This is a genomic window from Pseudorhodobacter aquimaris, assembly GCF_001202025.1.
Classification (GTDB): domain Bacteria; phylum Pseudomonadota; class Alphaproteobacteria; order Rhodobacterales; family Rhodobacteraceae; genus Pseudorhodobacter; species Pseudorhodobacter aquimaris.
The window spans coordinates 23,908-49,191 of sequence record NZ_LGHS01000013.1 but is presented as its reverse complement, the minus strand read 5'-3'; the positions used below and the strand labels follow the sequence as shown (position 1 = coordinate 49,191).

22 protein-coding genes and 1 pseudogene are annotated in these 25,284 nt (G+C 58.5%); 17 read left to right on the top strand and 6 right to left on the bottom strand.

What is annotated here, in order from left to right; genetic code table 11:
• The 3 genes and pseudogenes from AKU94_RS18865 to istB form a co-directional block, all read left to right on the top strand.
• A partial coding sequence (locus AKU94_RS18865; RefSeq protein ID WP_157056360.1) for a Tn3 family transposase occupies nt 1-176 on the top strand: 176 nt, incomplete at its 5' end.
• A gap of 28 nt (nt 177-204) precedes the next feature.
• A pseudogene (locus tag AKU94_RS18860) lies at nt 205-1,258 on the top strand (IS21/IS408/IS1162 family transposase); the annotation flags it as partial.
• Nucleotides 1,207-1,998 carry an IS21-like element helper ATPase IstB gene (gene istB, locus AKU94_RS02060; protein WP_050525701.1) on the top strand — a complete coding sequence of 264 codons (792 nt, stop codon included), beginning with the start codon at nt 1,207-1,209 and terminating at the stop codon, nt 1,996-1,998. The pseudogene AKU94_RS18860 and the gene istB, both read left to right, overlap by 52 nt.
• A gap of 136 nt (nt 1,999-2,134) precedes the next feature.
• Here the strand turns inward: istB and AKU94_RS02055 are convergent, their stop codons facing one another.
• Genes AKU94_RS02055 through AKU94_RS02045 form a run of 3 tightly spaced genes read right to left on the bottom strand, consistent with a single transcriptional unit; the run spans nt 2,135 to nt 6,473 of the window.
• Nucleotides 2,135-3,334 carry a hypothetical protein gene (locus tag AKU94_RS02055; RefSeq protein ID WP_232295652.1) on the bottom strand — a complete coding sequence of 400 codons (1,200 nt, stop codon included), beginning with the start codon at nt 3,332-3,334 and terminating at the stop codon, nt 2,135-2,137.
• A 42-nt stretch (nt 3,335-3,376) separates the two neighbouring features.
• The gene (locus AKU94_RS02050) at nt 3,377-3,568 is read right to left on the bottom strand and encodes a hypothetical protein (RefSeq protein ID WP_050525699.1); all 192 of its coding nucleotides are present in this window, start codon (nt 3,566-3,568) and stop codon (nt 3,377-3,379) included.
• Between the two features lie 37 nt (nt 3,569-3,605).
• Nucleotides 3,606-6,473: a UvrD-helicase domain-containing protein gene (locus AKU94_RS02045; RefSeq protein ID WP_083444881.1), complete on the bottom strand. Its 2,868-nt coding sequence runs from the start codon at nt 6,471-6,473 to the stop codon at nt 3,606-3,608.
• 807 nt (nt 6,474-7,280) lie between these two features.
• Between AKU94_RS02045 and AKU94_RS02040 the strand changes: the two genes are divergently transcribed.
• Nucleotides 7,281-8,894: an AAA family ATPase gene (locus AKU94_RS02040; protein WP_050525698.1), complete on the top strand. Its 1,614-nt coding sequence runs from the start codon at nt 7,281-7,283 to the stop codon at nt 8,892-8,894.
• Between the two features lie 158 nt (nt 8,895-9,052).
• On the opposite strand, the gene AKU94_RS02035 is transcribed toward AKU94_RS02040, so the two are convergent.
• Nucleotides 9,053-10,156 (bottom strand): site-specific integrase, encoded by a 1,104-nt coding sequence (locus AKU94_RS02035; protein WP_050525697.1) that lies wholly within the window; start codon nt 10,154-10,156, stop codon nt 9,053-9,055.
• 133 nt (nt 10,157-10,289) lie between these two features.
• Between AKU94_RS02035 and AKU94_RS02030 the strand changes: the two genes are divergently transcribed.
• The 8 genes from AKU94_RS02030 (at nt 10,290) to AKU94_RS01995 (ending at nt 18,801) form a co-directional block, all read left to right on the top strand.
• Nucleotides 10,290-10,745, top strand: a complete 456-nt coding sequence (locus AKU94_RS02030; RefSeq protein ID WP_050525696.1) for a MerR family transcriptional regulator — start codon at nt 10,290-10,292, stop codon at nt 10,743-10,745.
• A 25-nt stretch (nt 10,746-10,770) separates the two neighbouring features.
• A complete protein-coding gene (locus AKU94_RS02025) occupies nt 10,771-11,016 on the top strand; it encodes a hypothetical protein (RefSeq protein ID WP_050525695.1) in 246 nt (81 codons plus the stop codon).
• On the top strand, nt 11,013-13,226 hold the full coding sequence (locus AKU94_RS02020; protein ID WP_050525694.1) for a virulence-associated E family protein: 2,214 nt from the start codon (nt 11,013-11,015) through the stop codon (nt 13,224-13,226). Before AKU94_RS02025 ends, AKU94_RS02020 begins: the two co-directional genes overlap by 4 nt.
• A 421-nt stretch (nt 13,227-13,647) precedes the next feature.
• On the top strand, nt 13,648-14,157 hold the full coding sequence (locus AKU94_RS02015; protein WP_050525693.1) for a hypothetical protein: 510 nt from the start codon (nt 13,648-13,650) through the stop codon (nt 14,155-14,157).
• Nucleotides 14,147-15,946: a phage terminase large subunit family protein gene (locus AKU94_RS02010; protein WP_050525692.1), complete on the top strand. Its 1,800-nt coding sequence runs from the start codon at nt 14,147-14,149 to the stop codon at nt 15,944-15,946. The genes AKU94_RS02015 and AKU94_RS02010 overlap by 11 nt, the downstream gene beginning before the upstream one ends.
• A 107-nt stretch (nt 15,947-16,053) precedes the next feature.
• Complete coding sequence (locus AKU94_RS02005; protein ID WP_050525691.1) at nt 16,054-16,290, top strand: helix-turn-helix domain-containing protein; 237 nt, start codon at nt 16,054-16,056, stop codon at nt 16,288-16,290.
• Nucleotides 16,287-17,615: a hypothetical protein gene (locus tag AKU94_RS02000; RefSeq protein WP_157056359.1), complete on the top strand. Its 1,329-nt coding sequence runs from the start codon at nt 16,287-16,289 to the stop codon at nt 17,613-17,615. Before AKU94_RS02005 ends, AKU94_RS02000 begins: the two co-directional genes overlap by 4 nt.
• Nucleotides 17,616-17,619: 4 nt before the next feature.
• Entirely contained in the window at nt 17,620-18,801 is a 1,182-nt protein-coding gene (locus tag AKU94_RS01995; RefSeq protein ID WP_083444879.1) for a DNA methyltransferase, read from the top strand.
• Between the two features lies 1 nt (nt 18,802).
• On the opposite strand, the gene AKU94_RS19465 is transcribed toward AKU94_RS01995, so the two are convergent.
• Nucleotides 18,803-20,212, bottom strand: coding sequence for a hypothetical protein (locus AKU94_RS19465; RefSeq protein WP_157056358.1), 1,410 nt, complete (start codon nt 20,210-20,212; stop codon nt 18,803-18,805).
• A 283-nt stretch (nt 20,213-20,495) separates the two neighbouring features.
• On the opposite strand from AKU94_RS19465, the gene AKU94_RS01980 reads away from it, so the two are divergent.
• From AKU94_RS01980 to AKU94_RS01960, 5 genes are read left to right on the top strand one after another with little or no spacing between them, the layout of a single operon-like run.
• On the top strand, nt 20,496-21,905 hold the full coding sequence (locus tag AKU94_RS01980; protein ID WP_050525686.1) for a phage portal protein: 1,410 nt from the start codon (nt 20,496-20,498) through the stop codon (nt 21,903-21,905).
• Complete coding sequence (locus AKU94_RS01975) at nt 21,898-23,700, top strand: prohead protease/major capsid protein fusion protein (protein ID WP_050525685.1); 1,803 nt, start codon at nt 21,898-21,900, stop codon at nt 23,698-23,700. Before AKU94_RS01980 ends, AKU94_RS01975 begins: the two co-directional genes overlap by 8 nt.
• Complete coding sequence (locus AKU94_RS01970) at nt 23,700-23,909, top strand: phage head-tail joining protein (protein WP_050525684.1); 210 nt, start codon at nt 23,700-23,702, stop codon at nt 23,907-23,909. Before AKU94_RS01975 ends, AKU94_RS01970 begins: the two co-directional genes overlap by 1 nt.
• Before the next feature lie 2 nt (nt 23,910-23,911).
• Nucleotides 23,912-24,256 carry a DUF2190 family protein gene (locus AKU94_RS01965; RefSeq protein ID WP_050525683.1) on the top strand — a complete coding sequence of 115 codons (345 nt, stop codon included), beginning with the start codon at nt 23,912-23,914 and terminating at the stop codon, nt 24,254-24,256.
• Nucleotides 24,253-24,567, top strand: a complete 315-nt coding sequence (locus AKU94_RS01960) for a hypothetical protein (RefSeq protein ID WP_050525682.1) — start codon at nt 24,253-24,255, stop codon at nt 24,565-24,567. The genes AKU94_RS01965 and AKU94_RS01960 overlap by 4 nt, the downstream gene beginning before the upstream one ends.
• Before the next feature lie 86 nt (nt 24,568-24,653).
• Here the strand turns inward: AKU94_RS01960 and AKU94_RS01955 are convergent, their stop codons facing one another.
• A complete protein-coding gene (locus tag AKU94_RS01955; RefSeq protein ID WP_050525681.1) occupies nt 24,654-24,869 on the bottom strand; it encodes a hypothetical protein in 216 nt (71 codons plus the stop codon).
• Nucleotides 24,870-25,284 lie beyond the last annotated feature (415 nt).

Sequence of the window (25,284 nt, the reverse complement as noted above, 5' to 3'; positions counted from 1 at the left end):
GCCTGAACCTGCTCGCCGCTGTCATCATCTACTGGAACACCAAACACCTCGGCCAAGCCGTCACCAGCCGCCGCCGTGCCGGTCTGGATTGCTCACCCGACCTGCTGGCGCACATCTCGCCCCTCGGATGGGCGCATATCCTCCTCACAGGCGAATACAGGTGGCCAAAACTATGATCAAAATCCTTATGATACGACTGCTGCAACGCATGAGATGCTGTTCGATGCCCACTGGCATGGCTTCCGGGTGTTTGAGGGTGTTCCAGGGCGCGGCGTCTACGACAACATGAAGACAGCCGTCGACCGGGTTGGTGTCGGAAAGAAGCGCGATGTAAACGCGCGGTTCCTGGCGATGACCAGCCACTATGTCTTTGATCCTGAGTTCTGCAATCCAGCGGCAGGGTGGGAGAAAGGTCAGGTTGAGAAGAATGTGCGCGATGCGCGCCACCGGCTTTGGCAACTCATGCCCGCCTTTCCTAACCTCAATGCGCTGAATGAGTGGTTGGAGGAGCGCTGCAAGCTCCTGTGGGCCGAGACTCCGCATGGCACCCTACCTGGCAGCATTGCTGATGTCTGGGAGGCCGAAAAGCCCGCGCTGATGCCACTGCCCACAATGTTTGACGGCTTTGTTGAGCAGAGCAAGCGGGTGTCGCCCACCTGCCTGATCACCTTTGACCGCAACCGTTACTCAGTGCCCGCCAGCTTCGCAAATCGACCCGTCAGCCTGCACACTACCCCGAACGGCTGGTCATCGTCGCCGAAGGGCATGTGGTCTGCACGCATGAGCGCATCATTGAACGATCGCACCGTCAGCCAGGGCGCGTCATTTATGACTGGCGCCATTATCTGGCAGTGGTTCAGCGCAAGCCCGGGCGCTGCGCAACGGGGCGCCCTTTGTCGAAATGCCCGAACCTTTCCGCAAATTGCAGGCGCAGATACTGCGCAAGCCCGGCGGGGATCGAGAAATGGTCGATATCCTGTCCTTGGTGCTGCACCACGATGAACAAGCTGTGCTTTGCGCTGTGGAATTGGCACTGGAGGCAGGCGTTCCGACCAAGACACATGTGCTGAACCTGTTGCACAGACTGGTGGATGGCACACCGATAGACCAGCCCGATGTAACCCCGCCCGCAGCCCTTTCTTTGAGCAAGGAACCCGAGGCCAATGTAGCGCGGTATGATGGGCCGCACCACGGGAGGAACACGTCATGCGTCATGATCCCGCTGGTGCTGCCATCGTCATCATGTTGCGTAGCCTGAAAATGCCAGGCATGGCGCAGGCTGTGCAGGACCTGCATGAGCAAGGATCGCCCGCTTTCGACGCAGCGATCCCCATGTTGTCGCAGCTGCTCAAGGCCGAAATGGCTGAACGTGAGGTTCGTTCCGTCGCTTATCACATGAAGGCGGCACGCTTCCCGGCATACAAGGACCTCTCTGGCTTCGACTTTGCCGCCAGTGAAATCCGTGAAGCCTTGGTTCGCCAGTTGCATCGCTGCGAGTTCATGGATGGGACCGAAAACGTAGTGCTGATCGGGGGCCCAGGAACCGGGAAATCGCATGTCGCTACCGCTCTTGGCATCCAAGCGATCGAACATCGCCGTAAACGCGTCCGCTTCTTCTCAACGGTTGAGTTGGTCAATGCGCTGGAGCAGGAAAAAGCCCAAGGCAAGGCCGGAAAGATCGCTGAGGCGTTGGTGAAAACCGACTTGGTGATCCTGGATGAGCTGGGATATCTGCCGTTCAGCGCTTCGGGAGGCGCGTTGTTGTTCCACCTTCTCAGTAAACTCTACGAGCGCACCAGCGTCGTCATCACCACGAACTTGAGCTTCAGCGAATGGGCCAGCGTGTTCGGCGATGCGAAAATGACCACCGCGCTACTCGACCGCCTAACCCACCGCTGCCACATCCTTGAGACAGGTAATGACAGCTATCGGTTCAAGGCCAGCTCTGAGACAGCGAAAAAGAAACGAAAGGAGACAGCAGCATTGACGCCATCATGACGCAAAGAACATAACAGCTGGGTGGGTCAAGTCTCGGTGACAATGCCGGGTCAGTTCTCAGTGACAATCAACAATCCACCAAAAAGAGCGCTACCGTGATAAAGATACTGCTCGGGTGCTATCACGGTGTTGCATTTTATCCGTCGCCCCTTTCGATATCGGCGATCCGGGATTTCAATCGCGCTGACATTAATACATTGGTGGCGGCATTGGCCGAGAGCCTCTGAAGCTCGCGCAGCAACCGGTCCCCCTGCCCGATCCGCTCAGCAGCGGCCATGACATTGGTGACGGCCTCGTCGATATCGAGCGGGCTGGGTTCATAGCCGCGACCCGCCAGAAGATGCCCGATCGCTTGCAGACCGACTTGCGCGGCAAAAGCTGGCTCCGTGATCGCGAAATCCCGCGCCGCGCGGATCAGTGTTGCCGGTGCCGCGTCCGGATGGGCGGCACACTCAAGCGCGATGTCGAAGTATTTCGCGGTCTTGGCGGCGGCGAACCATTTTCCTTTGGACCCGTGGCTCTCGATCAGATCGACAAGGATCATGCGCGCATCGAGATCCGGATACCGTTTCACCAAACCCCGCCACATCGCGAGGTAGGTATTGCCCGCAGCAGTGAGCAGGCCGAAGCGGCGATAGGCCGCTTCCTCCCGCCCCTGCCGCACCAGAATGGTCTCACAAAACTGCGCGATGTCCTGGTAGCCCCATTGGCGACGATCATCTTTCAGCAGAGATTCTGCATAGGCCAAAGCTTCGTCTTCACGCCCCTGACGCAGCAGCGCCTCGGCGCCGAACTTCTGGTCGAACCACAGGCGCGACGTCTTCAGTTCAAGAAGTACAAGTAATTCATCGTAGCGCCCAGCCTCGAGCAGGCAAGACAGCGTCAAAGTGGCCGTGGTGACGTGAGAAAACCTCGCGTGATCCGACCAAGCCGCTTGGATCATGTCGAGGTCGCGATCCGCGTGCAGGTTCATCAGCGCGGGGAAAGCTGCAATCTGGCCGAAGCGATCCGCAATCGGCGCAAGATAATCGACGCCATCATCAAGAATGGCCTCGCGCAGCTGCTCCAGCCATTTCGCGCGTATCTTCTCGTCGGCCGGGGCCTTTATCAGGACTGGCAGCAACTCTTCTAGCGTCCGGCGCACGGCATTGCCAAGCGCGCCCGAGGAAGTGTCGATATGCTCAAAAGCGGGCCAGATGCGCTGGGCGAGCGCAATGACGCCCTCGGCTGCGGCAATCGGGTCTGTGCGGGCGACCGCGCGGATCTCGGAGCTTGTCGTTTTAAGCCGGTCAATGGCCTTGGCTGACGACTTCCAGCTGTACGCCCCCGCGCGCATACCCGGTTTGAACGCCCATTTATGTGTTAGCTTGCCCGCCATCTACAGCCTCCCCGCCATGCGCAGCGCATTCCCATCGACAGCTTCCGCAGTTTGCGTGACATAGTCCTCTGTCGCGCCCCGAAGGGCGGCCACCTCGGCTGTGACATTCACCCTGCATGCAACCAGCTTGTAGACAAGCTCTTGGACCCGATTTTTGCCATCGGTCGGTCGATATCCGATCTCGCGTGCCATGACTTACCTTTATCGGAAAATTCATCCGAGAAAGTCACTATGTCCTACGCCGACTTACCCTATTCGATAAATTCCTCGACCTCTGCTTCGTCGACGCTGGGCGGGACTTACCAGTACACGCGGGGTAGCGGACGCATCCCATAAATTGCCCATAGCGCCCTTTGCGTTCAACCAACCAGCCATCGTTGCATTCGGGACATTCCGGATAACAGGCCCCGCAACTGCACCGAACCTCCGCAGATCCGGGTGCCAACCGCGGCAGGGCGGCACCGCAGGACAAGCAAGCAGGCAACAAGTTTCCACAATGTTGGACGTGTTCGCACCGGTACCAGACACGATCATCCTTGCCATTCACACTCACCAATCGTCCGCCGCACTCTCCGCATTCATGCGCTTCCTGATCCGTTCCAGGCGCCGCGATTACCCCGTAAACGGGGTCCTTGCCCAGTTCGGTGACAAAAGCGGATGGCCGCGCGTTCGATGCAAGAAGCGTGAGTGTAAAACGCGCACGCGTCATCGCAACATACATCACCCGCCGCTCCTCGGCGTTCTCAAACATCTCTTCTTCAGGAGAAACCAAAGTCAGCAAAGGATCGTCAACAATTTCTGATGGAAATCCCGTGCGGCCGCTGTCGGCGTTCAGCAGAACCACGTGATCTGCCTGAAGACCCTTGGAGGCGTGAATTGTCTTGAAGCTAAGCTGCAGGCGCGGAAACTGCCTTTTTAACGCGCGCATATCCGGCTCAACAAACCGGTATCGACCGAGCAGAAGAACGGTAACGGGTTTTTCGCCCGCATCCAACTGCGCCGACAGTTTGGTCAGAACTTCGGTGAGTTTGCGCAGACCTTCATCACGCGGTGTCATCATAATTCTGATTGCTGGCTCGGTCGCAATCCCCGCCGGAACAATCTGTTTTTGCAACTGCGCTGGGTTCTTGAGAACAAATGTCCGGGCGGCAAAGGCGATCTGGTCAACCGACCGGAAGGTGCGACCAAGATCAACCGTCCTGTGGATGCCAGCTTCGCCATCAAATGCACCGCCAAACTCGCCTCCGAAATGACGCATCAGATGAATGTCTGAACCGGCAAAACGAAAGATCGATTGCCAGTCGTCACCCACGGCAAACATGCGCACGTCCGGATGTTGCGCTTTCAGCGCTTTCACCAACCTTGCGCGGCTTTGCGAGATATCCTGAAATTCATCGACGAGGATGTGACGAAACGGGCTGACATATTTGCCTGTCTCTGCGTATCGGGCGGCCCGGAGGATCATATCCTCAAAGTCGATACGCCCGCCGAGCCGCTTCTCATATTCCTCGAACACGGGCGCAAAGACATCCAGAAATGCCTTGGCGCGTTTCCCAAGCTTCACACGTTCGGCCTTGGATTCACAGTCAGCCAGGCTATAGCCACCACTTTTGTACTTGCGCAAGAACGTCCCGAGGAGCTGTGAGAACGTGTCCACCTGCTTTAACTCGACGACGCGGTCATAGATTGTCTCGACCGGACGCGGGTTCAGCGTCACATGGGGAGCCAGTTTTTCGGCAAGCGCAGTCAATAAGCGCCCATCCTGGCGTTCATAGCTGAAAGTCTCAATGAGAATGGTTTCGTTCGCCGAGTGAACTTCCCGCTTCCAGTCAATGCCGGCGAGATAGCTTTCGCGGTCAACAAAAGGTGCGGTCGTCAGCCGTTCACTCCCATCTGCCGACTTCTGACGCCGCACCCCGAAATGCTCAATATAAACGCCGCTTTCGATCAGCCGAAAATCTGGGCAATAGTCGCGCCGCCCGGTCCCTGGAAGCTTGTGCTCATAATTGGGTTCGTACTCGTATTCGATCCCGTTTTCGTAAAGCCAGTTGGCAATCTGCAGCTCTTCGTAACTCTTGACCTTCTCGCCCTGCAACGTGCGCAGGTCCTGCTGTTCCATGTGGGTATAAAAGGCGTGCTTGGTGGCGAAATCCCATTCTGTCTTCGGTTCGACAAGGAAATGCGCGAACCATCGAATGATGCTCTTTGAAACATCTGACAGCGTTTTGATGAGATCCTTCAGGATCTGCTTGATCAATGCGGTAAATGCCGCGTCGTCTGTAGCATGGTCTGCCAGTGCGGGCTTTGAACCCTCCACAAGACCAATAATGTCGTAGGCAATCGCGTGGAAGGTCCGCGCCACGATCGGCACGCCTGATCGCGCCTCGACCCGTTCGGACATTTCTTCGGCCGCATTTTTGGCGAAAGCCAGGAGCAATATTTCCTCCGGCCGCCGGATGCCAGCCTTGACGAGATAGGCGGCTTTCGCGGTGATGACGCTCGTCTTGCCTGACCCCGCCCCTGCAAGGACCAGCGTGGCATCCTCGTCCACGACCACAGACAAGCGCTGCTCGGGTGTCAGCGGCATGCTCTCAACGGTGTCGAAGAACTCCTTCCAGCGTTCGAGTTCTGCCGCCACGAATATCGAGACTGCCTCAGCCCTTACGGCGCGCGGCCCGGCAACAAATTTCCTGACGCGATCGACGCGCACCATACCCTCGACACCGATTGCCTCGCGCTGCAGCTTGGACAAAAGCGTGCCATCAAGATCACGCGCGTCAACCAGCAGAGGCTCAATGCTGCAAGCCGCAGGATACTGGGCGGGTTTTGCCAGGGCGGAAATGGCAGCATGAAGACGGTCAAAGCGATCTGCTTCTCGTTTGAGGGCTGCCAGATTGAATTCGATCCAAGCGCGCTTCACCTGATCGGAAAAATCCACGGCTTCCGCATAGTTTGCACCACGCAAAATGGTCTCGGCCTGAGTGCCCGAACGCACAGTCAAAGTTGAGCCGAATGCACCCTTTCGAACGACCGGGGAGTCGCAGACGTCCGCCAAAGAAAGATGCGCTGTCTGGCCACGCTTGGTTGCCCGAAGCATATCACCGTCAAGTTCGAGAACCTTGGCTGTCGTGCCAAAGGGGTTCACGATCAGCCCAAGCAGTGGTCCCTCACGTAGTCGAATCAATATCTTAGCCCTGCCCAATGTTTCAATGACTTTGGGCCAAGCGGCCTTGGCGGCGCAAGACTGTTCGCTGAAGTCATTTGGACGCGTTTCTGGCCGTTCAATGTCGGCGAATGCCGCTGACTGCACGCGAATGCGTGCGAATGCCGTTTTTTAGGCGCGGTGTTGATGTGGCGTTGATGTAAACCGCACAAGCAAAAGCCCGACTGATTATGTCGGGCTTTAAGCTATTGATAACATTGACGAATTAGTTTTGGTTGCGGGGGTAGGATTTGAACCTACGACCTTCAGGTTATGAGTGTCACCCCTGCGTCCGGAATACTTTCGTAATTTCAGCATTTTAGCCGATTTTATGACCTGCAACGTCGGCGTCGTGTCGCACGGAACTGCCGCAAACCGCTGGCAAGAAACGGCAATCGCATCACCCCAACAGCTTCACCGCGACCATGGCCATGAGTTACTAATGATGCAGGGAACTGACTGCCATGCATTCGACCAAATGCTTGATAGGCTCTTCACCGATATAAGGTCCGACCGGTTTGCCACTGATCTATGCAGGCGGAGCACAAGCGACGGTCAGCTCTGCGGGACGTTGCGGCCTTTCGGCCCCCCGACCTCTAACTGGAAACAGTTCTTAAACAAATGGCCTCACTGCTATCATGCTTCCCTCACCGCATCAGCCACTATATACAGATGTTCCCTCCAAAAGTTGCCGAGTGACAGATGCCTTTCCCAATCCACTTCCCGTGCACGAATCCTGCCCTTGCTCAGTTGCAGCTCGAAGCTGGCGAAATGCTCTTCGTCTTAGGGGCCAACGGTGTTGGTAAGTCGAGCTTGATGCACCGGTTCACAAACCAAAACCGCCCCAACGTCAGAAAAATCGCTGCGCACCGACAGACTTGGATGTCATCAGATACTCTCGACATGACACCGGCAAAGAAGGCTCAGACTGAGCAGAACATTCAGAACGAAGAGTCACAAGAACATTCACGCTACAAGGACACATACGGCGCTCAGCGCGCGAGCATTATTGTTTTTCAGTTGATCGATGCAGAGAACGTTCGTGCGCGCGAGATTGCCGCAGACGTGACAGCAGGTCGCCTACTCGACGCAACCACAAAGTCGAAAATTGATGCCCCGCTTGCCGTGATAAATGAACTTCTGCGTCTATCAAATATTCCCATCGCGATTGCAATTCGAGCGAATGAGAGGGTGATGGCAAGCAAGGACGGTGGACCAGAATACAGTGCTGCTCAGTTGTCTGACGGAGAGCGAAACGCGTTGATGATCGCAGGAGAGGTGCTGACCGCACCACCAGGAACATTGATAATCATAGATGAACCTGAGCGACACCTTCACAGATCAATCATATCTCCGCTGCTGACCCAGTTGTTTGACCGCCGACCGGATTGCGCCTTCGTCATTTCGACCCACGACCATGACCTGCCAGTTGAGAACCCGCAAGCTCGCACTCTCCTCGTAAGGTCTTGCAACTTCAATGGTCAGCACGCGCAAACTTGGGAGGCAGACGAACTAGTTGCGAACGCACCTCTGGATGACATCCTCAAGCGTGACCTTCTTGGAGCACGGCGGAAAATACTGTTTGTTGAGGGGACCGAAGCCAGCCTTGACAAGCCACTTTACAGTCTGATCTTCCCGCAGGTGTCGGTAATCCCGAAGGGCAGTTGCCGCGAGGTTGAACAGGCAGTAGCCGGTGTGACTGCCGGTGAGCAGTTCCATTGGCTGCGGGCGCTTGGGATCGTTGACAGCGACAGCTACGACGCGGCTACCATTGCGGCCAAGGTCGCATACGGGGTCTATGCTGTACCGTACTATTCGGTCGAAGCGATCTACTTCCATCCAAGGTTGATCGAAATGGTCGCTCGTGCACAGGCGGGCGTGTCGGGTGACGACGCACAAGCATTGATCAACGCGGCCCTGGCCGCTGGAATAAATGAGGTTCGCGCTGACGCCCATCGACTATGTAGCAAGGCGGTCAAGAAGGCAGTAGCCAAGGAGATCATGAATCAGTTGCCCGACGGGGACGAATACCTCAACGGCGTGAACGTACAAATCAACGTGGACAGTGCGGCACTTATGGCACAAAGGCAGCAAGAGTTATCGGCTGCTCTCGACCAAGGCAACTGGGAGGCCGTACTCGCCTTTTGCCCGATCCGCGAGTGTGGTGCGCGCAATCAAATTGCACGAGCGCTAAATCTTCGTTCAGTCGCCGACTACCAGAAGGCCGTTCAACACTTGCTCACAAAGGACGAGGCCGCACTGGATTTTGTACGATCTCTATTTGCCGGCCTTCATGCCAAGATCATGGAGCTCTAATTGACCAAGTCATTCTTCGGGTCTGCGAAGGTTGGCGATGGCCTCTTCGCGCAGACATCCGTTTTGCCAAGGTGCAGCTACGGGGCTTCGCCCGACATGACATAAGCAGGGCGCACCTGTTCACCATTTGGAATGACGTGTCAGATGGAGAACAATCGCTAACCCATCAGCTTCGCCTCGACCATGGCCATCGCCTTCTGGTGGTCTGGCGAGGGGAACAGATGCCCATACCGTTCCATCGTCATCTGAATGGAGGAGTGGCCTGCGAAGGTCATGATTTCCTTGATCGAGAACCCCTGCTCGATCCAGAGCGAAACGGCGAAGTGGCGCAAGTCGTGCCAGCGCATCGTCACCTCGACCTTTTCCTGCAGCTTGCGGAACCGGTCTTGCGTGCGGGTGTGCTGCAGGATGCCGCCCTGCGGCGCGGGGAACACCAGCCCCAGTTCGCTTTTCGGGCAGCGCAGTTTCCATCGGCGCAGGGCGTTCAGAACCATCGGCCCGGCGGGGATGTCGCGGAACCCTGCCCGCGATTTCGGCTCGCCCATCTGGTTGTACGCGTCGGCGCGCTGGCGGATGTGCAAGAAGCCCTTGTCGAAATCGATGTCCTGCCAGCGCAAGCCCCGCAGTTCGGATGCCCGCAGCCCGCCCAGCGCCGAGACGATCAGGTGTGGTTTGAAATCCTCGTCGGCCGCCTCGATCAGGGCGCGGATCGCTTCCTTCGTCGGCACCGGGGCCTTGTGCTCGATCCGGCTGGACTTGATCACCCGCACCCCTTGGGCGGCATTGGTGAACAGCTGGCCGTTGTCGATGGCGTGGTCCAGCGCCAGCTTCAGCACCGACAGCGCGCGGCGGGTCAGGTGTTCGGAGCGGCCATTCAGCAGCAGCCGGTCGCGCAGTTCGTTGACATGGCGGCGGGTCAATTGGGCGATCAGCTTGTCCCCGATGCCGATCTCGGGCGCGGTGATGTGCAGCCGCACATAGTCGCTGTAGCCGCGAAGGGTGGACCGCTCCATCCGTCGCCCCGTCTTGCAGCGCACCTCGCAATGGTCGAGCCAAGCCTTTGCGGCATCGGCCACCGTCGTGCTGTCGCTGTCGGCCAGATAGGTGTGGTTGGCGACCAGCGAGCGGACCTTCACCAGATAGACATCCGCATCCTTGCGGCGCGGGAACAGCTTGGACCGCCGCTTTCCAGCCTGGTCGGTGAAATCCACCTGCCAGCGGATCAGCCCCGAGGGCAGCGTGCGTTTGCGAATGGTCGCCATCTTTCCTTCACTCCCACCCCAAAGGCCAGAAACCCATGGGAGGAGAGGCGTTTGCCGAACATTCCCACTGGTATTGACAGTACGTTAGAGGCCATATATCCATACATCAAACGTACTGTCAAAGGATAGTGGAATGGCACAAGACATTACCATCCAGAAGCTGGCCGACGCCTTCAATATTGGCCGCTACCAAATCGACGCCTGGATTTCGCGCGGCTACCTTGTTCCGCAAAACGAGTGCGAACGTGGCAAGGCCCGGATTTTCACAATGCCGGACGCCATCGCCCTCGGTGTGATTGTCGACTTCGCACGTCTTGGGTTTGAGCCTGCGCGAGTCGCGCCGCACATTGGCAATCTGCACGGGGTTGCCGATGGCGACGCCTTGCTGGTGATTTACGAAGGCCCGATCCGGCTTTCGTCACAAGAGGACGCGGCCTTTATGGACTCGGATATTCCCGCCCCTGCGTCGAAGATCATCTCGCCCCAACGTCTTCCCGAGATTGCGGCCGATCCAGAGGTTCGCTCCTTTGCGGTCGTGAACCTGAACGACATTGAGCGGCGGGTCACAAAAGCCCTCAGCGCCGACTGACCACCTAGCCACAACGGAGACAGCCATGAACATTCAAACGCGGGGCACGCCTGCGACCGCAGACGCTTGCCCAACGCTTGCCGACGACCTGCTGCATGGGGCCGAGGCCATCGCGATCTTTGTGTTTGGCAACGTGCGCCACCGCCGCAAGGTCTATTACTACGCCAGCGACGCCAAGGTGCGGATGCCGGTGTTCAGGATCGGCAATGTCATCTGCGCCCGCAAAAGCAAGCTGATCGAGTGGATCGAGGCGCAGGAGCGTGATCTTTGATCAGCAACCCAGCCTCGGTCGCCGACCTGGCTGCACGCGTCAATAAACGCATGGCCGATCTGGCGCAGTCGCTGATGGGTGATCCCAATCCGGGCTACTCGACAAAATGCCAGCTTCGCTATGGTACCAAGGGCAGCGTGGCCATCGAGATCGCAGGGCCACGCGCTGGGCGTTGGTATGACCACGAGGCGGGCGTCGGCGGCGATGGGCTGGAGTTGATCCGGCACCACAAAGGCCTGTCCGATGCAGAGGCCCGGCGCTGGGCGCGCGACTGGATCGGCGACATTCAACAACGGCCGCCCCAAACAGCGGCTGCGGCACCGAGCACCATGGACAGCAAGAAGGCCGTGGCCGAGATCATCGCTTGTCTGGAGGGCATCGCGGCAACTCCGGCAGAGACCTACCTGCGCAACCGCGGTATCACCATCACGCCACCCGACTGCATCCGGTTTCGTCGGTTTGCCGCAGGAAAGCATGGCGCGCTGGTGGCGCTGGCGACAGACGAGGTCGGTAGGGTCTTGGCGGTGCAACAGGTCTATCTCACTGATGACGGACAAAAAGCTCCGGTGAAGGTCGTCAAGCGAACCAACAAAGCCGTCGATGGCTGGTCGGAACGCGCCGCCGTGCGCTTGCCCGGCACCGGACCACTGATCCTGTGCGAAGGCGTCGAGAACGCTCTTTCCATCTGGCAGGCCACTGGACGGGAGACTTGGGCCTGTCTCGGTATCGCCAATATCGCGCGGGCACCCGTGCCCTATGGCAACCTCGTCGTGATCGCAGGCGACGGCGATGCACCAGGCAGCAAGGCCCATCATCAGCGCCAGAATGCCGTCACGTTGCTTCGCGGTCGGGGCCATTGCGTTGCTGTTGCGGATCCGCCCGAGGGCTCGGATTTCAACGATGTGCTGCGCGCCAATGGAGAGCAGGCCGTCCGTGATCTGATCAATCTTTCCAATGCTTCTGAAGCCAAGGCTAGCGACTGGCACCTTGACCTTCTGACCAACCGGGAGGGCGAACCTCGTCCCATTCTTGCCAATGCGATCCTTGCCTTGCGTACAGCGCCTGAATGGAGGGGCGTGCTCTGGCATGACGAATTTGCCGCCACCACTGTCGCACGCAAACCGCCACCATGGGCCACAGTCAATGGCAAATGGCACGATACAGAGTGGTCAGACCGCGATGACCTGCTGGTCGCTGACTGGCTCCAACACCAAGGCATCCTGGTGCCTGCCTCCATCGCCGGTCAGGCGGTGGAGGCGGTTGCGCGTGACCGGCTGTGCCATCCCGTCCGGGAATATCTCGACGCACTCCGCTGGGACGGCGTGAAGCGGATCGACGCCTGGCTTTCAACCTATCTCGGAGCAACGGACAGCGCGTACGCCCGCGCTGTTGGCGCACGGTGGTTGATTTCAGCCGTGGCGCGCATCTATCGCCCCGGCGCGAAAGTGGATTGTGCCCTTATCCTGGAAGGCCCGCAGGGGATCAAGAAGTCCAGCGCCCTGCAGATCATGGGCCATCCATGGTTCACCGACCGCTTGTCCGACCTTGGAAGCAAGGATGCTGCGATGGAGACCAGAAGCGTCTGGATCATCGAAATTGCCGAACTGGACACGATGACCCGCGCAGAGGTCGGCACCATCAAGGCCTTCATCAGCCGCACCGCTGATCGTTTCCGCCCGCCCTATGGCAAGCGGTTGGTGGACCTGCCGCGCCAATGCGTGTTCGCGGGCAGCGTCAATCCAGAGGGCGGCTACCTGAAAGATGCCACCGGTGGCCGCCGGTTCTGGCCCGTTGCCTGCGGTGCCATAGACATCGCAGCCATCGAGCGGGACCGCGACCAACTTTGGGCCGAGGCCTGCCTGCGGTTTCGCGCTGGCGACCCTTGGTGGCTGGACGATCAACGCCTCGAAGCGCTGGCTGCAGAGCAGCAGGCAGACCGATACCAAGGCGATGCATGGGACGATCCGATCCGCCGCTATCTCGAACACACCGCAGGACAGCAGGATGGTGTGTCCGTCGCGGAGATCCTTGAGAAAGCACTGGGCATGGAACGGGGGCGCTGGGCGCAGGCAGATCAGAACCGCGTCGTGCGCACCCTCACCAGCATGGGCTTCCGGCAGTTCCGCGCCCGTGTCGGTGGCCACGGTGACAATGCCCAGCGCGAACGCCGGTATCGGCGTGACGGCCTCGACAAGGAGCAGGTGGCATGAGTGGGTCCGGGTCTGTCAGCTTTGGGTCCGGGTTGGGTCCGGGTCTAAGCATCTCAAATTCTCCAACAAAATCAATGCTGGGTCCGGGTGGGTCCGGGTGGTCCGGGTCTTTTGCAGAAATCAATTTAGAATGGGACGAGCGGGGACGCTATGAAAAGGTAATGAACAGACCCGGACCCACCCGGACCACCCGGACCCACTCAACGATTCCAACGGGTTGCAGCGCACTCAAACCCGGACCCAACTCGGACCCAAAGCTGACAGACCCGGACCCACGGTTGTCTTCGCGCGGTGACGTTGCGATGCACGAGCACGTCAACCCAGACAGTTCGGCAAGGACCGGGATAGCGATGGTTCCTTTTGGGCCGGTTTGTATGCGGGGGAGCACAGCGCATGACCCGTCCAGCGTCAGGGGGCGGAATTGACTAAACTCAACACTTCAGAGAGCAAGACCGCTTTCGCCACACGTGTCGGTTTGACCAAGGGACGCATCTCACAACTGGTGGCCGAGGGTCTGCCGGTGCGCGCTGATGGTCAGATCGACGTGGCGCTGGGCCTGGCATGGATCGAGGACAACCTTGATCCCTCTCGCCGCAACAAGGGTGGCACGGTCGCCCCTGCCCGCAGTGGCATCACGCTGGCCGAAGCGAAGCGTATGCATGAAATCGTCAAAGTGCAGCGTGCCAAGCTGGCGTTTGAACGAGAGCAGGGTCAATTGATTGAAACCGTTGCCGCCACCCGTACGGTGTTTGCCCGCGCCCGCGCCGAACGCGACGCGCACATGGCATGGGTCCAGCGCACCGCCCCCCTGCTGGCCGCCGAAGTCGGGGCCGATCCGCGCGCGACCTTCGCAGCTCTCGACCGAATGATGCGCGAGCATCTGGAATATCTGGCCGACATGCCGTTGGGGAGTTTCGGCGATGGTGCCTGAGATTGATCTCGCCTGGCGGCGTGGCATCCGGCCCGAACCGCCGATCCCGGTGTCGGATTGGGCTGACCGGCATCGCATCCTGCCGCCCACCTCGGCCGAACCCGGCCGCTGGCGCACCGATCGCACGCCATACTTGCGGGCAGTTATGGATGCCCTGTCCACCTCCAGCCCTTATGAACGGGTCGTGCTTATGAAGGGCGCGCAGACAGGTGGATCAGAGGCCGGGCTGAACTGGCTGGGCTACATTATCCAGAACGCCCCCGGCATCGCCATGCTGGTGATGCCATCACTCGACATGGTGCGCCGCAACACCACCGTGCGGATTGATCCACTGATCGAAGCCACACCTGCTTTGCGCGATCTAGTGTCAGCCCCAAGGTCGCGCGATGCCGGGAACAGCCTGTTCCGCAAATCCTTTCCCGGCGGCCAGCTGGTGATGACTGGCGCGAACAGCGCGGTGGGCTTGCGATCCACGCCCGTACGCTACCTGTTCCTGGACGAGGTGGACGGCTATCCCGGCGATGCCGATGGCGAGGGCGACCCCGTCGATTTGGCGATCCAGCGCACCACCACCTTTCGGGGAAGACGCAAGATCTACATGGTGTCCACGCCAACCCTGAAGGGCCATTCCCGCATCGAAGCCGCCTATCTCGACAGCGACCAGAGGTATTTCCACGTGCCCTGCCAGCATTGCGGCGACATGGCTCCGATCACTTGGGCGCGCATCCGATGGCCCGAGATGCAGCGCGACGCCGCCTATATGATCTGCGATGCCTGCGGAGGCGTGCATCATGAACACGAAAAGCCCCGGCTACTGGTCGCTGGCGAATGGCGGTCAACCGCGCTGGGCGATGGCCGTACTGCGGGGTTTCACCTGTCGTCGCTCTATTCGCCGTGGGAAACATGGGCCGAAATCGCACTGGATCATGCGCGCGTCGCCAAGGATCCTGCCCGGCTACAAGTCTGGGTCAACACCAAGCTGGGCGAGTCTTGGGAGGACCAGGCAGGCGATACCGTCCCTGCCGACCCGCTTATGGCTCGGCGTGAGGATTGGGGCCAAGACCTCGCACCCGGCGTGGCCGTGTTGACAGCGGGTGTCGACGTGCAGGGCGACCGGATCGAAGTGCAAGCTGTCGGCTGGGGCCGCGACGAGGAGGCGTGGGTGATCGACTACCGCGTGCTCTGGGGCGACCCATCCGGCCCGCGTCTCTGGTCAGACTTGGACGATTTGCTGAACGGCACCTATGGCGACCTGCCCGTGCGTGCCGCCGCCATCGACACCGGCGGTCACCACACCAAGATGGCTTACGAATTCTGCCGCACCCGCCTCGCCCGGCGCATCTGGGCGATCAAGGGACGTGGCGGCCCCGGCATTCCCGTCTGGCCACGCCGCCCCACCCGCACCAACAAGGGCAAGATTCCGCTGTTCATCGTCGGGGTGGATTCCGTGAAGGACGCCGTCTACGCCCGCCTGAAGCTGACCGAACCCGGCCCCGGCGCCATCCACTTCCCCCGCCGCCTCGATGCGGACTACTTTCGCCAGTTAACCGCCGAACGAGTCGTCACCCGCTTCGAGAAGGGCCGCCCTATCCGCTCCTGGCAACCCAAGCGCGACGGCGAACGCAACGAGGCGCTTGACACCTTCGTCTACGCCCACGCCGCCCTGCACGGCCTAATCAGCATGGGGATGCGATTAAATGAGGAGGCGGATATCGTCGTCGTGGTAGGTTTGCGACGCGGGCAGGCGACAGTCGCAGGCAGGGTCATTCGATCCAGTTGGATGCGATAACGAGATCCGTCTGTCCAATAGATCATGGAAAATCACACTTCATCCTTGCCTTCAGCGTCGAACCCAACGAAAACATCCATGAAGAAATACGAAGGGTCGCAACCGTAATGAGCGCTGAAACTTGGATGACCGTTGAGGATGTGGCCAAACACTTGGGTGTTAAGCATGACACAATCTACAAGTGGATCACTCGACGTGGGTTCCCGGCTCACAAAGCAGGGCGTCTTTGGCGATTCCAAAGGTCCGAGATAGACAAATGGGTGGTGCAAGGAGGCTCCATGCAACTTGAAGCTTTCGATGAAACACTGAATCATCCGACTATAGTCGGCAAGGTCAAACCATGAAAAGTAGCCCACGGCAACTTTCCCTAATTTTCGCTGACAACGAAATAATACCGAAAAGCAAGACTGCTGCAGAGATGGATATTGAACCTCTTGACGCAACATTCCGGGATAGCAATCGGGCGCCACTTCATTCTTGGTTTCCTTACCTAGAGGGATATTCACCACGATTCGTTGATCGAGTGCGATTAGAATATCTTCCTAATGCTCGGCGCATAATTGAACCTTTTGCAGGCAGCGGGACTACTCCTATAGCTCTTGGGCAATCTGGAGTTGATTGTGCTTATTCAGAAGCCAACCCGGCAATGGCATTTGTTATAGAAACCAAACTTGCGTTGCTCAGGGCAACAAAGCAAGATCGCACACGAATATCCGAAGAACTCCTGAGCCTCGACCGCGCAATTCCAGCCTTGATGAGCACGACCAAGCCAGACAAGGAACTAGCTGAAACATACTTGGCCGCTTTTGGGTCAAGCAGGTTCTTTGAGGATGAAGCCTTGGATCAAGTTCGTACTCTAAGAACCATTGCTGACCAAATCTTAAGCACCAACACAATGCTCGGAAATTGCTTAACCTTGGCCATTTTGGCAAGTCTTATTAAGACATCTCAATTGAAAAGAGCAGGAGACCTCCGTTTTAAGACACCCAAGGAGCTACTAACCAAACCCCCTCTACCCATCGAGGCTGTAAGCGCTCGACTCCAAAGCCAGGCGAAAGATCTGCTCAACTTACCAGGCCTAACCGGCAACGCTTGGCATGCTTGCAATGCCGCTGCTGACTTGGGAGATCAAATAGATGACGGTTGGGACGGGGTAATTACTAGCCCTCCCTATCTCAATGGAACAAACTACATTCGCAACGCTAGGCTTGAGTTATGGTTTCTGAGGCTTGTTAACAAAAAAGGCGACCTACGAGAAATTCGCGATATTGTTATTACATCTGGCATTAACGATGTAGACGCGCAAACCAAGTGGGCACCGACAACAATCGGCGTTGAGAGAACTGTCAAGGAACTCACCGAGCATGCATACGACGACCGAATAGCGAAAATGGTTGGAGGATACTTTCATGATATGCGAAAGGTCATGGCCTCACTGCAAAACCGTGTGAAAGTGGGTGGCATGATTTGCATTGATATTGGAGATAGCATGTATTCGGGCATACACGTCGCCACGGACGACCTTCTGGTTGAAACGGCCGAGGATCTTGGACTAAGGACTGTCGACCGTGTTCATCTACGTAAAAGAAACTCCAATGGCGGCCAACTACTGCGGCAACAGCTCTTAGTGTTTGAAAACCTTAATAGAACTAGAATCGTAGAGGCCTAACTGAATGAGCGTTTCAACAGAATTCCGTGCTCCCCCACTTCGCCGAAACTATGAGAATCGATGGGAGCAATCATGGGAAGCGTTCAAGCGCAACTTGCCTCATCAGCAACCCCCATTTTCAAAACGTGAATGGGGTGGCGCTGGTCACTCGATGTGCTCCTACCAGGGAAAGATGAAGCCTGCGCTTGCTCATCATCTGATTGAATGCTTTTCTCGACCTGGAGAGGTCGTAGTCGACCCTTTCTCAGGTGCGGGAACCATTCCGTTTGAAGCATGCCGAATGCAGCGGCGCGGCTTTGGTGTAGACATCTCCAGACTAGGACACATTCTCACTTTTGCAAAGGTGGCAATGACTGCGCCACCTCGAGTTGATTCATTGATTTCTGAGCTCGGGGAATCAATTGAAGCATTTGAGATGACAGACGACCAGTTGAACCGTGCCTCATTGGTTAGGTTTAATAGTCCTATACCAGACTACTTTCATCCGGAAACAATGAAGGAAATACTTGCCGCGAGACAGTTCTTCTTAGATCGATGGGATAGCAGTCCCGAATGGGCGCTCCTGTTTGCCTGCACCTTGCATCTCTTGCACGGAAACAGGCCCTATGCGCTTAGCAGAAGAAGCCACCCCGTGACGCCATTTAAACCAACTGGTGACTTCGAGTATCGGGCTCTCTTACCCCGACTTCGGGCTAAAATTGCGCGCCTTAGCGAAGAAATTGGAAATCCGTCTCGGTCGTTTGGTGGCTCGTTTCAGTCAGACACGACTGAAAAGTGGCCGGAAGAAATGCCAAAGGCTGACGCGATAATTACATCGCCACCGTTTTTTGATTCGACAAGATTTTATATGGCCAACTGGATGCGTTTCTGGTTTGCGGGATGGGAGCGGGCTGACTTCGACTTGCAACCTAAGGATTTTGTTGAAACGAGGCAAAAGATCAATCTTGACATATATAAAGTGTTTTTTGATCACGCGCGCCAGCAGATCTCCGAAACCGGTGTTATGGTTATGCATCTTGGACAGAGCCCAAAATGTGACATGGGAAGCGAATTATCCAATCGGGCAAGTCCATGGTTCAACGTAGAGGACTTCTACATTGAGGGTGTTGAACATTGCGAGTCGCACGGAATTCGTGACAAGGGAACTGTGAGTGGCCACTCCTATCTTGTTCTGACTCCTTTATAGGTTAACGATCCACATATCCGCCCCGGCTATATTCCTCTACAAGATCAATGCCTGAGTAAAATTCGCTTCTGGCAAGCACCTTGTGCAGCGCTTTTATGACAAGATGGCCAGCTACTTTTCCGTCCCTCTCTTTGGTCATCTCTGGGCGCTGAAGAAATTCTTCAAAGAACCAAACCAAGCGAGAAAGTAGCTCTTTTATTGCCTGTTCGTTGGGCCGAAGACTCTGAAGGTCAGCAAGAGGAACCTCTGTAATCTCAGCAAGTCGTGCGAGTTCTTCAGCTGTGTAGAAGTCGGCTGGCGCGCGGTCCCTTTTCTCGGAGTTGCAGGATCCGCATAGTGCGGTAGCACTCCCGTCCAAAGGCCAAAGAAGCGCCAGCGGACGCGTGTGATCCAGATGCATCGCCCTTGCCGACAACAGCTTTGCGTTGCATCGAAAACAGTGACCATTGAAGCGAGTCCATACCATATCGGCAAGTTCCTTGCCGTTTGCATGCCGGTATCGTAGTTGGGGCGTTCCTCCATATAGATCAGCAAGAAGAAGCTCGAATGCCCGGCGTCTCGCGCCGTCCTCTTTCATCTGGGCTGAACTTCGTTGCGGATTGTGCGCAGCATTCACTTCGAACTTCTTGCAAAATCGACATTCCAATTGAAATCCGTAATCCAATTTCAGGAAATCCGCTTCGTCCTCAGAATTTCGGAGTCGACCAAAGCTTCCATGACTGCAGGGGCGGCGATGCTCCGCTACGCAGTGATTGCTGAAACTAAGATGATCTCGTTCATTGCCAATATTAACAGGGAGATAGCGTCCACAGCGGTTGCAAGACTTCAGCAAAATGTTTTCATGTTCAGAGCCGCTTGGACGCGGTGCTATTATCTCTACTGCACCGCCTGGATCATCTCCCAGAAAGATAGATTCGGGCGAAAACTGGTACATATTCTTCATCAGCTCGGGGCGCGCATCATCAAGATACTTGTGCCTGATCTTTCCACAAGATTGCATGTAGATCGCGACACTTGAAATTGTCTTTGCAGCAAGAATCGCATGTATCTGAACCGGGACGTCTGTTTCGGCGCGCCAAATGGAACCAAATTTGTTCCAAGAAGGATATTCATAGTTGGTCTGTGTGCGTTTCGCTGGCCCGCCAGTTATTGTGAGATCAACATTTCCATCGCACAGCACCCAAGCTCCATATCCGAGGATGTCTCCGCTTGCATGTCCATCGATCGTGAAAGACATTCCTAAAACTTCACCGGCCAACAGATCGTATGTGTTCTCGGAGTGGCGCTTAAACTCCCCACCGGTTGTGTTCGAGTGAACTGAGAAGCCTGATTTCCGAGTCGTTTCTCGCCTACGGCCTGCATAGAGTGTCTTACCGGGAAGCTTGCCGTCACCGTTCTTAACATTTGCCATACCGTCCGCGCCCTACTGCTTAATCAATCAATGCGGCAAGAGCTGCTTTCAGCCTCTCGCCGTAAATGGCCGTATCACGGATGCGTTTTCTGGAATAGCCCTAGCGGTTTTTCGCAAAATTTCGAATGCGTCGACCACTGCGAATATATCCCAGTTCCGCTTTGCGCGGCATATCGTCAACTGTGGCGAGAGAAATCTTGGGGCTTGGATACACGCGTCCTGATTGTACGTTACAAATGATTCCCAGTATCCGATTACTGTCACTCCATGCGACTCTGCCCTCATGCGCAACCTGATCTACCGCCTGTTCGGCCGCCCCGGCACCCGTGCGTTTGACGCTGCGGGTGGTGGTCGCCGTTGGGAGGGACAACGCACGGTCGATGGGCTGAACACGGCGATCCTATCGGGTGCTACGACTGCAGCACGCAGAGCCGGATGGTATGCACGAAACAATCCATGGGTATCGGCGGCGGTGGACAGCCTGGTCGGCAATGTCGTCGGGGCCGGGATCAAACCGCAATCTACACATCCCGACCGCGCCGTGCGCGAACGGCTGCAGGTTCTGTGGCTGCGCTGGACAGATCATGCCGATCCGGGTGGGCTGGCGGATTTCTATGGGCTGCAGGCCATGGCCGTGCGGGCGATGGTAGAGGGCGGCGAAAGTTTCGCCCGTCTGCGCGTCGTGCCCGACGGTACGGCTGTCCCCCTGCACATCGACCTGCTGGACCGGGACCAGGTGCCGCTGGACTTGCATCGCGACATCGGCGGCGGTGCGCGCGTCCGGGCGGGGATCGAGTTCAACAGCGCTGGGCAACGCGCCGCCTACTGGATGATGAGGGAACGGCCCGGCGATCCGCTGACCTCGTTGCGGCTGGAACCTCTGCGCATCCCCGCCACAGATTGCCTGCATCTGTTCAAGCCGCTGGCCGCTGGACAGTTGCGCGGGATCACGTGGCTTGCTCCGGTTTTGCTGCGGTTGCATGAGTTAGACCAGTTCGAGGATGCGGCACTGGTGAAGGCCAAGGTGGCAGCCCTGTTCACCGGTTTCATCACCGATCCCGACGGCACGGCAGGGGGTCTGACCGGCACAAACACCAACGGCGCACTGACTGTCGGCATGGAGCCTGGCAGCCTCATCCCACTACCGCCCGGCACCGATATCCGCTTTTCCAACCCGACCGAGAGCGACGCCTACGGCCCGTTCGTCAAGAACCACCTCCGCGCCGTGGCTGCCGGCATGGGCCTGCCCTATGAACTGGTCTCCGGCGATCTGGAGGGTGTCACCTATTCCTCGATCCGCGCTGGGCTAATCGAGTTTCGCCGCCGGGTCGAGCAGTTGCAGCACAATGTCGTCGTCCATCTGTTCTGCCGCCCGGTCTGGGAACGCTTCGTGCGGCTAGCGGTATTGTCGGGCGATCTGCCCGCCCGCGATTTCGACCGCGATCCTGCGGCGTATCTCGCCTGCGAATGGCTGCCGCCCAAGTTCGATTACGTCGATCCGAAGAAGGACGTGGAGGCAGAGATCCTCGCTATCAACGCCGGTCTCAAAAGCCGTCGTCAGGCGATTTCCGAACGGGGCTACGACGCCGAACAGGTTGATGCCGAGATCGCCGCAGACAAGGCACGCACCGACGCGCTGGGCCTGACTTTCGGTGCGCCGCCTGTCAAGAAGGAAGACATCCCAGATGAATGACATCGTCACCCTGCTGACGCGCCGCGCCGACATGGCCCCGGCCAGCGCAGACGCGCAAGCCCGCACCGTCGAGGTGATCTGGTCCACCGGCGCGCCCGTGCGCCGCCGTGACATGGCGGGTCCGTATGTCGAACGCCTCAGCCTTGCGCCGGAAGCAGTGGATCTGTCGCGCCTCCAAGGGGCCAGCGTTCTTGATGCCCACCGTCAATCCGCTGTCCGCGACGTACTAGGCAGCGTGCAATCCGCAACCGTCGATGGCCACCGCGGCACGGCCCTTATCCGCTTCTCATCGCGCCCCGAGGTGGAACCGCTCTGGCAGGACGTGCTGTCTGGGATCCTGCGCCATGTCTCGGTTGGCTATTCAGTCGAGGAATGGGCCGAGACGACCGAGAACGGCGCACGCGTCCTGACCGCCAGCCGCTGGACCCCACACGAAATTTCCCTTGTCCCCACCCCGGCTGACCTGGGTGCCCGCATCCGCATGGAGACCCAAATGACCGACACCACCGTCACCCCTGCGCTGCCCGAGACGCAGAGCCGCGCCGTGATCAATACCGAGATCCGCTCCATCGCCCGCATCGCCGGGCTGGACCAGTCATGGATCGACGGGCAGATCGACACCGCAGCAGATGCCGACACCGCGCGTCGTGCCGCCTTTGAGGTGCTGGCCAGCCGCAGCGCGCCCACGATCCGCACCGAACAGGTGCGCGTCGAGATGGGCGAAAGCCAGGATGACCCCGCCCTTCGCGCCCGCCAGATGGGCGAGGCCCTCTATGCCCGGATCAACCCGCGCCACGAACTTTCCGAACCGGCGCGGCGCTATGCCTATTCCACACCGGTGGACATGGCCAAGGAACTGCTGACCCTGCGCGGCGAGTCCACCATGGCTCTGTCGCCCGCCAGCCTGGTCACCCGCGCCCTGCATACGACCTCGGATTTCCCGATCATCCTCGGCAACACTGTGGGCCGCGTGTTGCGCGACGCTTACCAGGCGGCCCCTTCCGGCATCCGTCGGCTCGGCCGCCAGACTTCGGCGCGGGATTTCCGGTCGGTGAACAAGATCATGCTGGGCGAGGCCCCGCTGCTGGAAAAGCTGAACGAGCACGGCGAGATCAAGGCCGGGACAATGGCCGAGGCGCGCGAAGCCTACAAGATCGAGACCTGGGCCAAGAAGATCGGGATCACCAGGCAGGTTCTGGTGAACGACGACCTCGGGGCCTTCTCGGACCTCGCCCGCCGCATGGGCCAAGGGGCCGCCGAGACCGAGGCGCGGATTCTCATCACGCTGCTGGAGGCGAATAGCGGCAACGGTCCGACCCTCTCGGACACCAAGGCGCTGTTCCATGTCGATCACGGCAACAAGGCGGCGAGCGGCGCTGTGATTTCCGATGCCACCCTGTCCGCAGCCCGGCTGGCGCTACGCACCCAGAAGGGGATCGACGGTCGCATCATCCGCGTCACGCCGAAGAACCTGCTGGTGCCACCAGCGCTGGAGACGGTAGCCGAGAAGTGGCTCGCCACCATCGCGCCCGCCACGGCGGCGGATGTGAACCCCTTCTCGGGCGCGATGTCGCTGGTTGTCGAACCTCGCCTGTCCAGCGCGACCCGCTGGTACGTGACCGCCGACCCCGGCGAGATCGACGGCCTCGAGTTCGCCTATCTCTCGGGCAACGAAGGGCCACAGGTGGAAAGCCGCTCCGGCTGGGATGTGGATGGTGTTGAAATCCGGGTGATCCTCGACTTCGGCGCGGGCTTCATCGACCACCGCGGCTGGTTCCAGAACGCAGGCGCGTAATGGCCGATGTCGCCCAACTCACCGCCTGGCGCGACGCCCTGATGGCCGCCCGCTATCAGGGCATCCGCACCGTCGAATATGACGGCAAGCGGGTCACCTATACGACCGACGCGGAAATGGCGGCCGCGCTGGGCGACCTGAACCGCCAGATCACCGGCACCACGGCGCGCACCACCGTGGTTCGCATCCAATCCTCGAAAGGGCTCTGACCATGAAGACCTATATTCAGAACGGCGACGTCATCACCGTGGCCGCTCCCGCAGGCGGCATCGCCTCCGGCGAGGGGACGATCATCGGCAATATCTTCGGCATCGCCGCCTATGCGGCCATCGCGGGCGATCCGCTCGAACTGGCAACCACCGGCGTCTATCAGCTACCGAAAGCCACCACTGCAGTTCTGACGGTCGGCGCACGCGTGGCGTGGGACAACACGGCCAAGAACATCAACGTGCCGGGCACTGGACGCTTCCCGGTGGGCATCGCGACTGAGGCTGCCGGAAACGGCATCACCAACGTAGCTGTTAGGCTGGATGGCGTGGGGACCGTGGCAGCATGATGGAGCGAGATATCCATGCCATTCTGAATGGTCTCACCCTGTTGGTCGGAGACACGAAGGATGCAAGCCAGCTTGACGCGACGCGCAACTATGCAGCGATCATTGCCCTGTGCGCCGATCTTCGGAAGGCGGCAGTCGAATACGACGGGACATGGAACATCAACATGGTCATCGGTGAGTTGGAAAACCACATGGCGGCTATCGCCGGGCTGTTGCCAACTTGGAATCTGCCGACGGATCAACACCTGACGGGTGCGCACGCGGCCATCAGCAAGCTGGCCATGGGGACGTGCTTTGGCCAGCCAGTATAGTCGGCCGGGATGTTGTGGCACACAGCATCCCTGTTTTTTGCCCCCTCCCTGACCAGCGAGGTGGCGGCTGAAGCTTGGGACTGTGATCAGTCGGCGTGCTCGCCCTCGCAGAATGCCATGGCGGTGATTTCGCGGAGGCGGCCGCGATAGTGGTCCAGCGTGCCGACATGGCCCCAGTTCACCTCCTCGGGGCTGGATCCGAAGTGGTCGGCGCTGTGCGCCACCAGCCGCCCAAGCATCGTGTCGATTTCGGCCTTTGCGGCAATGAAGGCGTCCAGCGCGGCGTCATTGGTCTTAGGCATGATGGTCCCCGATTTGGTTTCGAGGACATGACAGCTCTCGCGGGTCGAGAGGTCAAGCTCATTCGTACACGGAACGCCCCACGAACATCCAATAATTTCCATGTCGCATGGGTGTTGCACGGAAGAAATAGGAACGGCTGTAAGCGTTTGGAATCGCGAAGAAACGTGTTGTTCTGTGTTGCAACGCAAAAAGCGCCCCTCGGGGCGCCTTGCATCGGCCTAAGCCTTTGATATCTTGTTCGAAAGTTTGGTTGCGGGAGTAGGATTTGAACCTACGACCTTCAGGTTATGAGCCAAAGCCCTAGCGATTCCAATAACTTATGTAACTCAATCACTTACGCGCCAAGCCTTTGATTTAGCCTACTGTCCACTTCCGCAACGGGCTGGACTCACCGGCATTCGGATGCAAACCCAG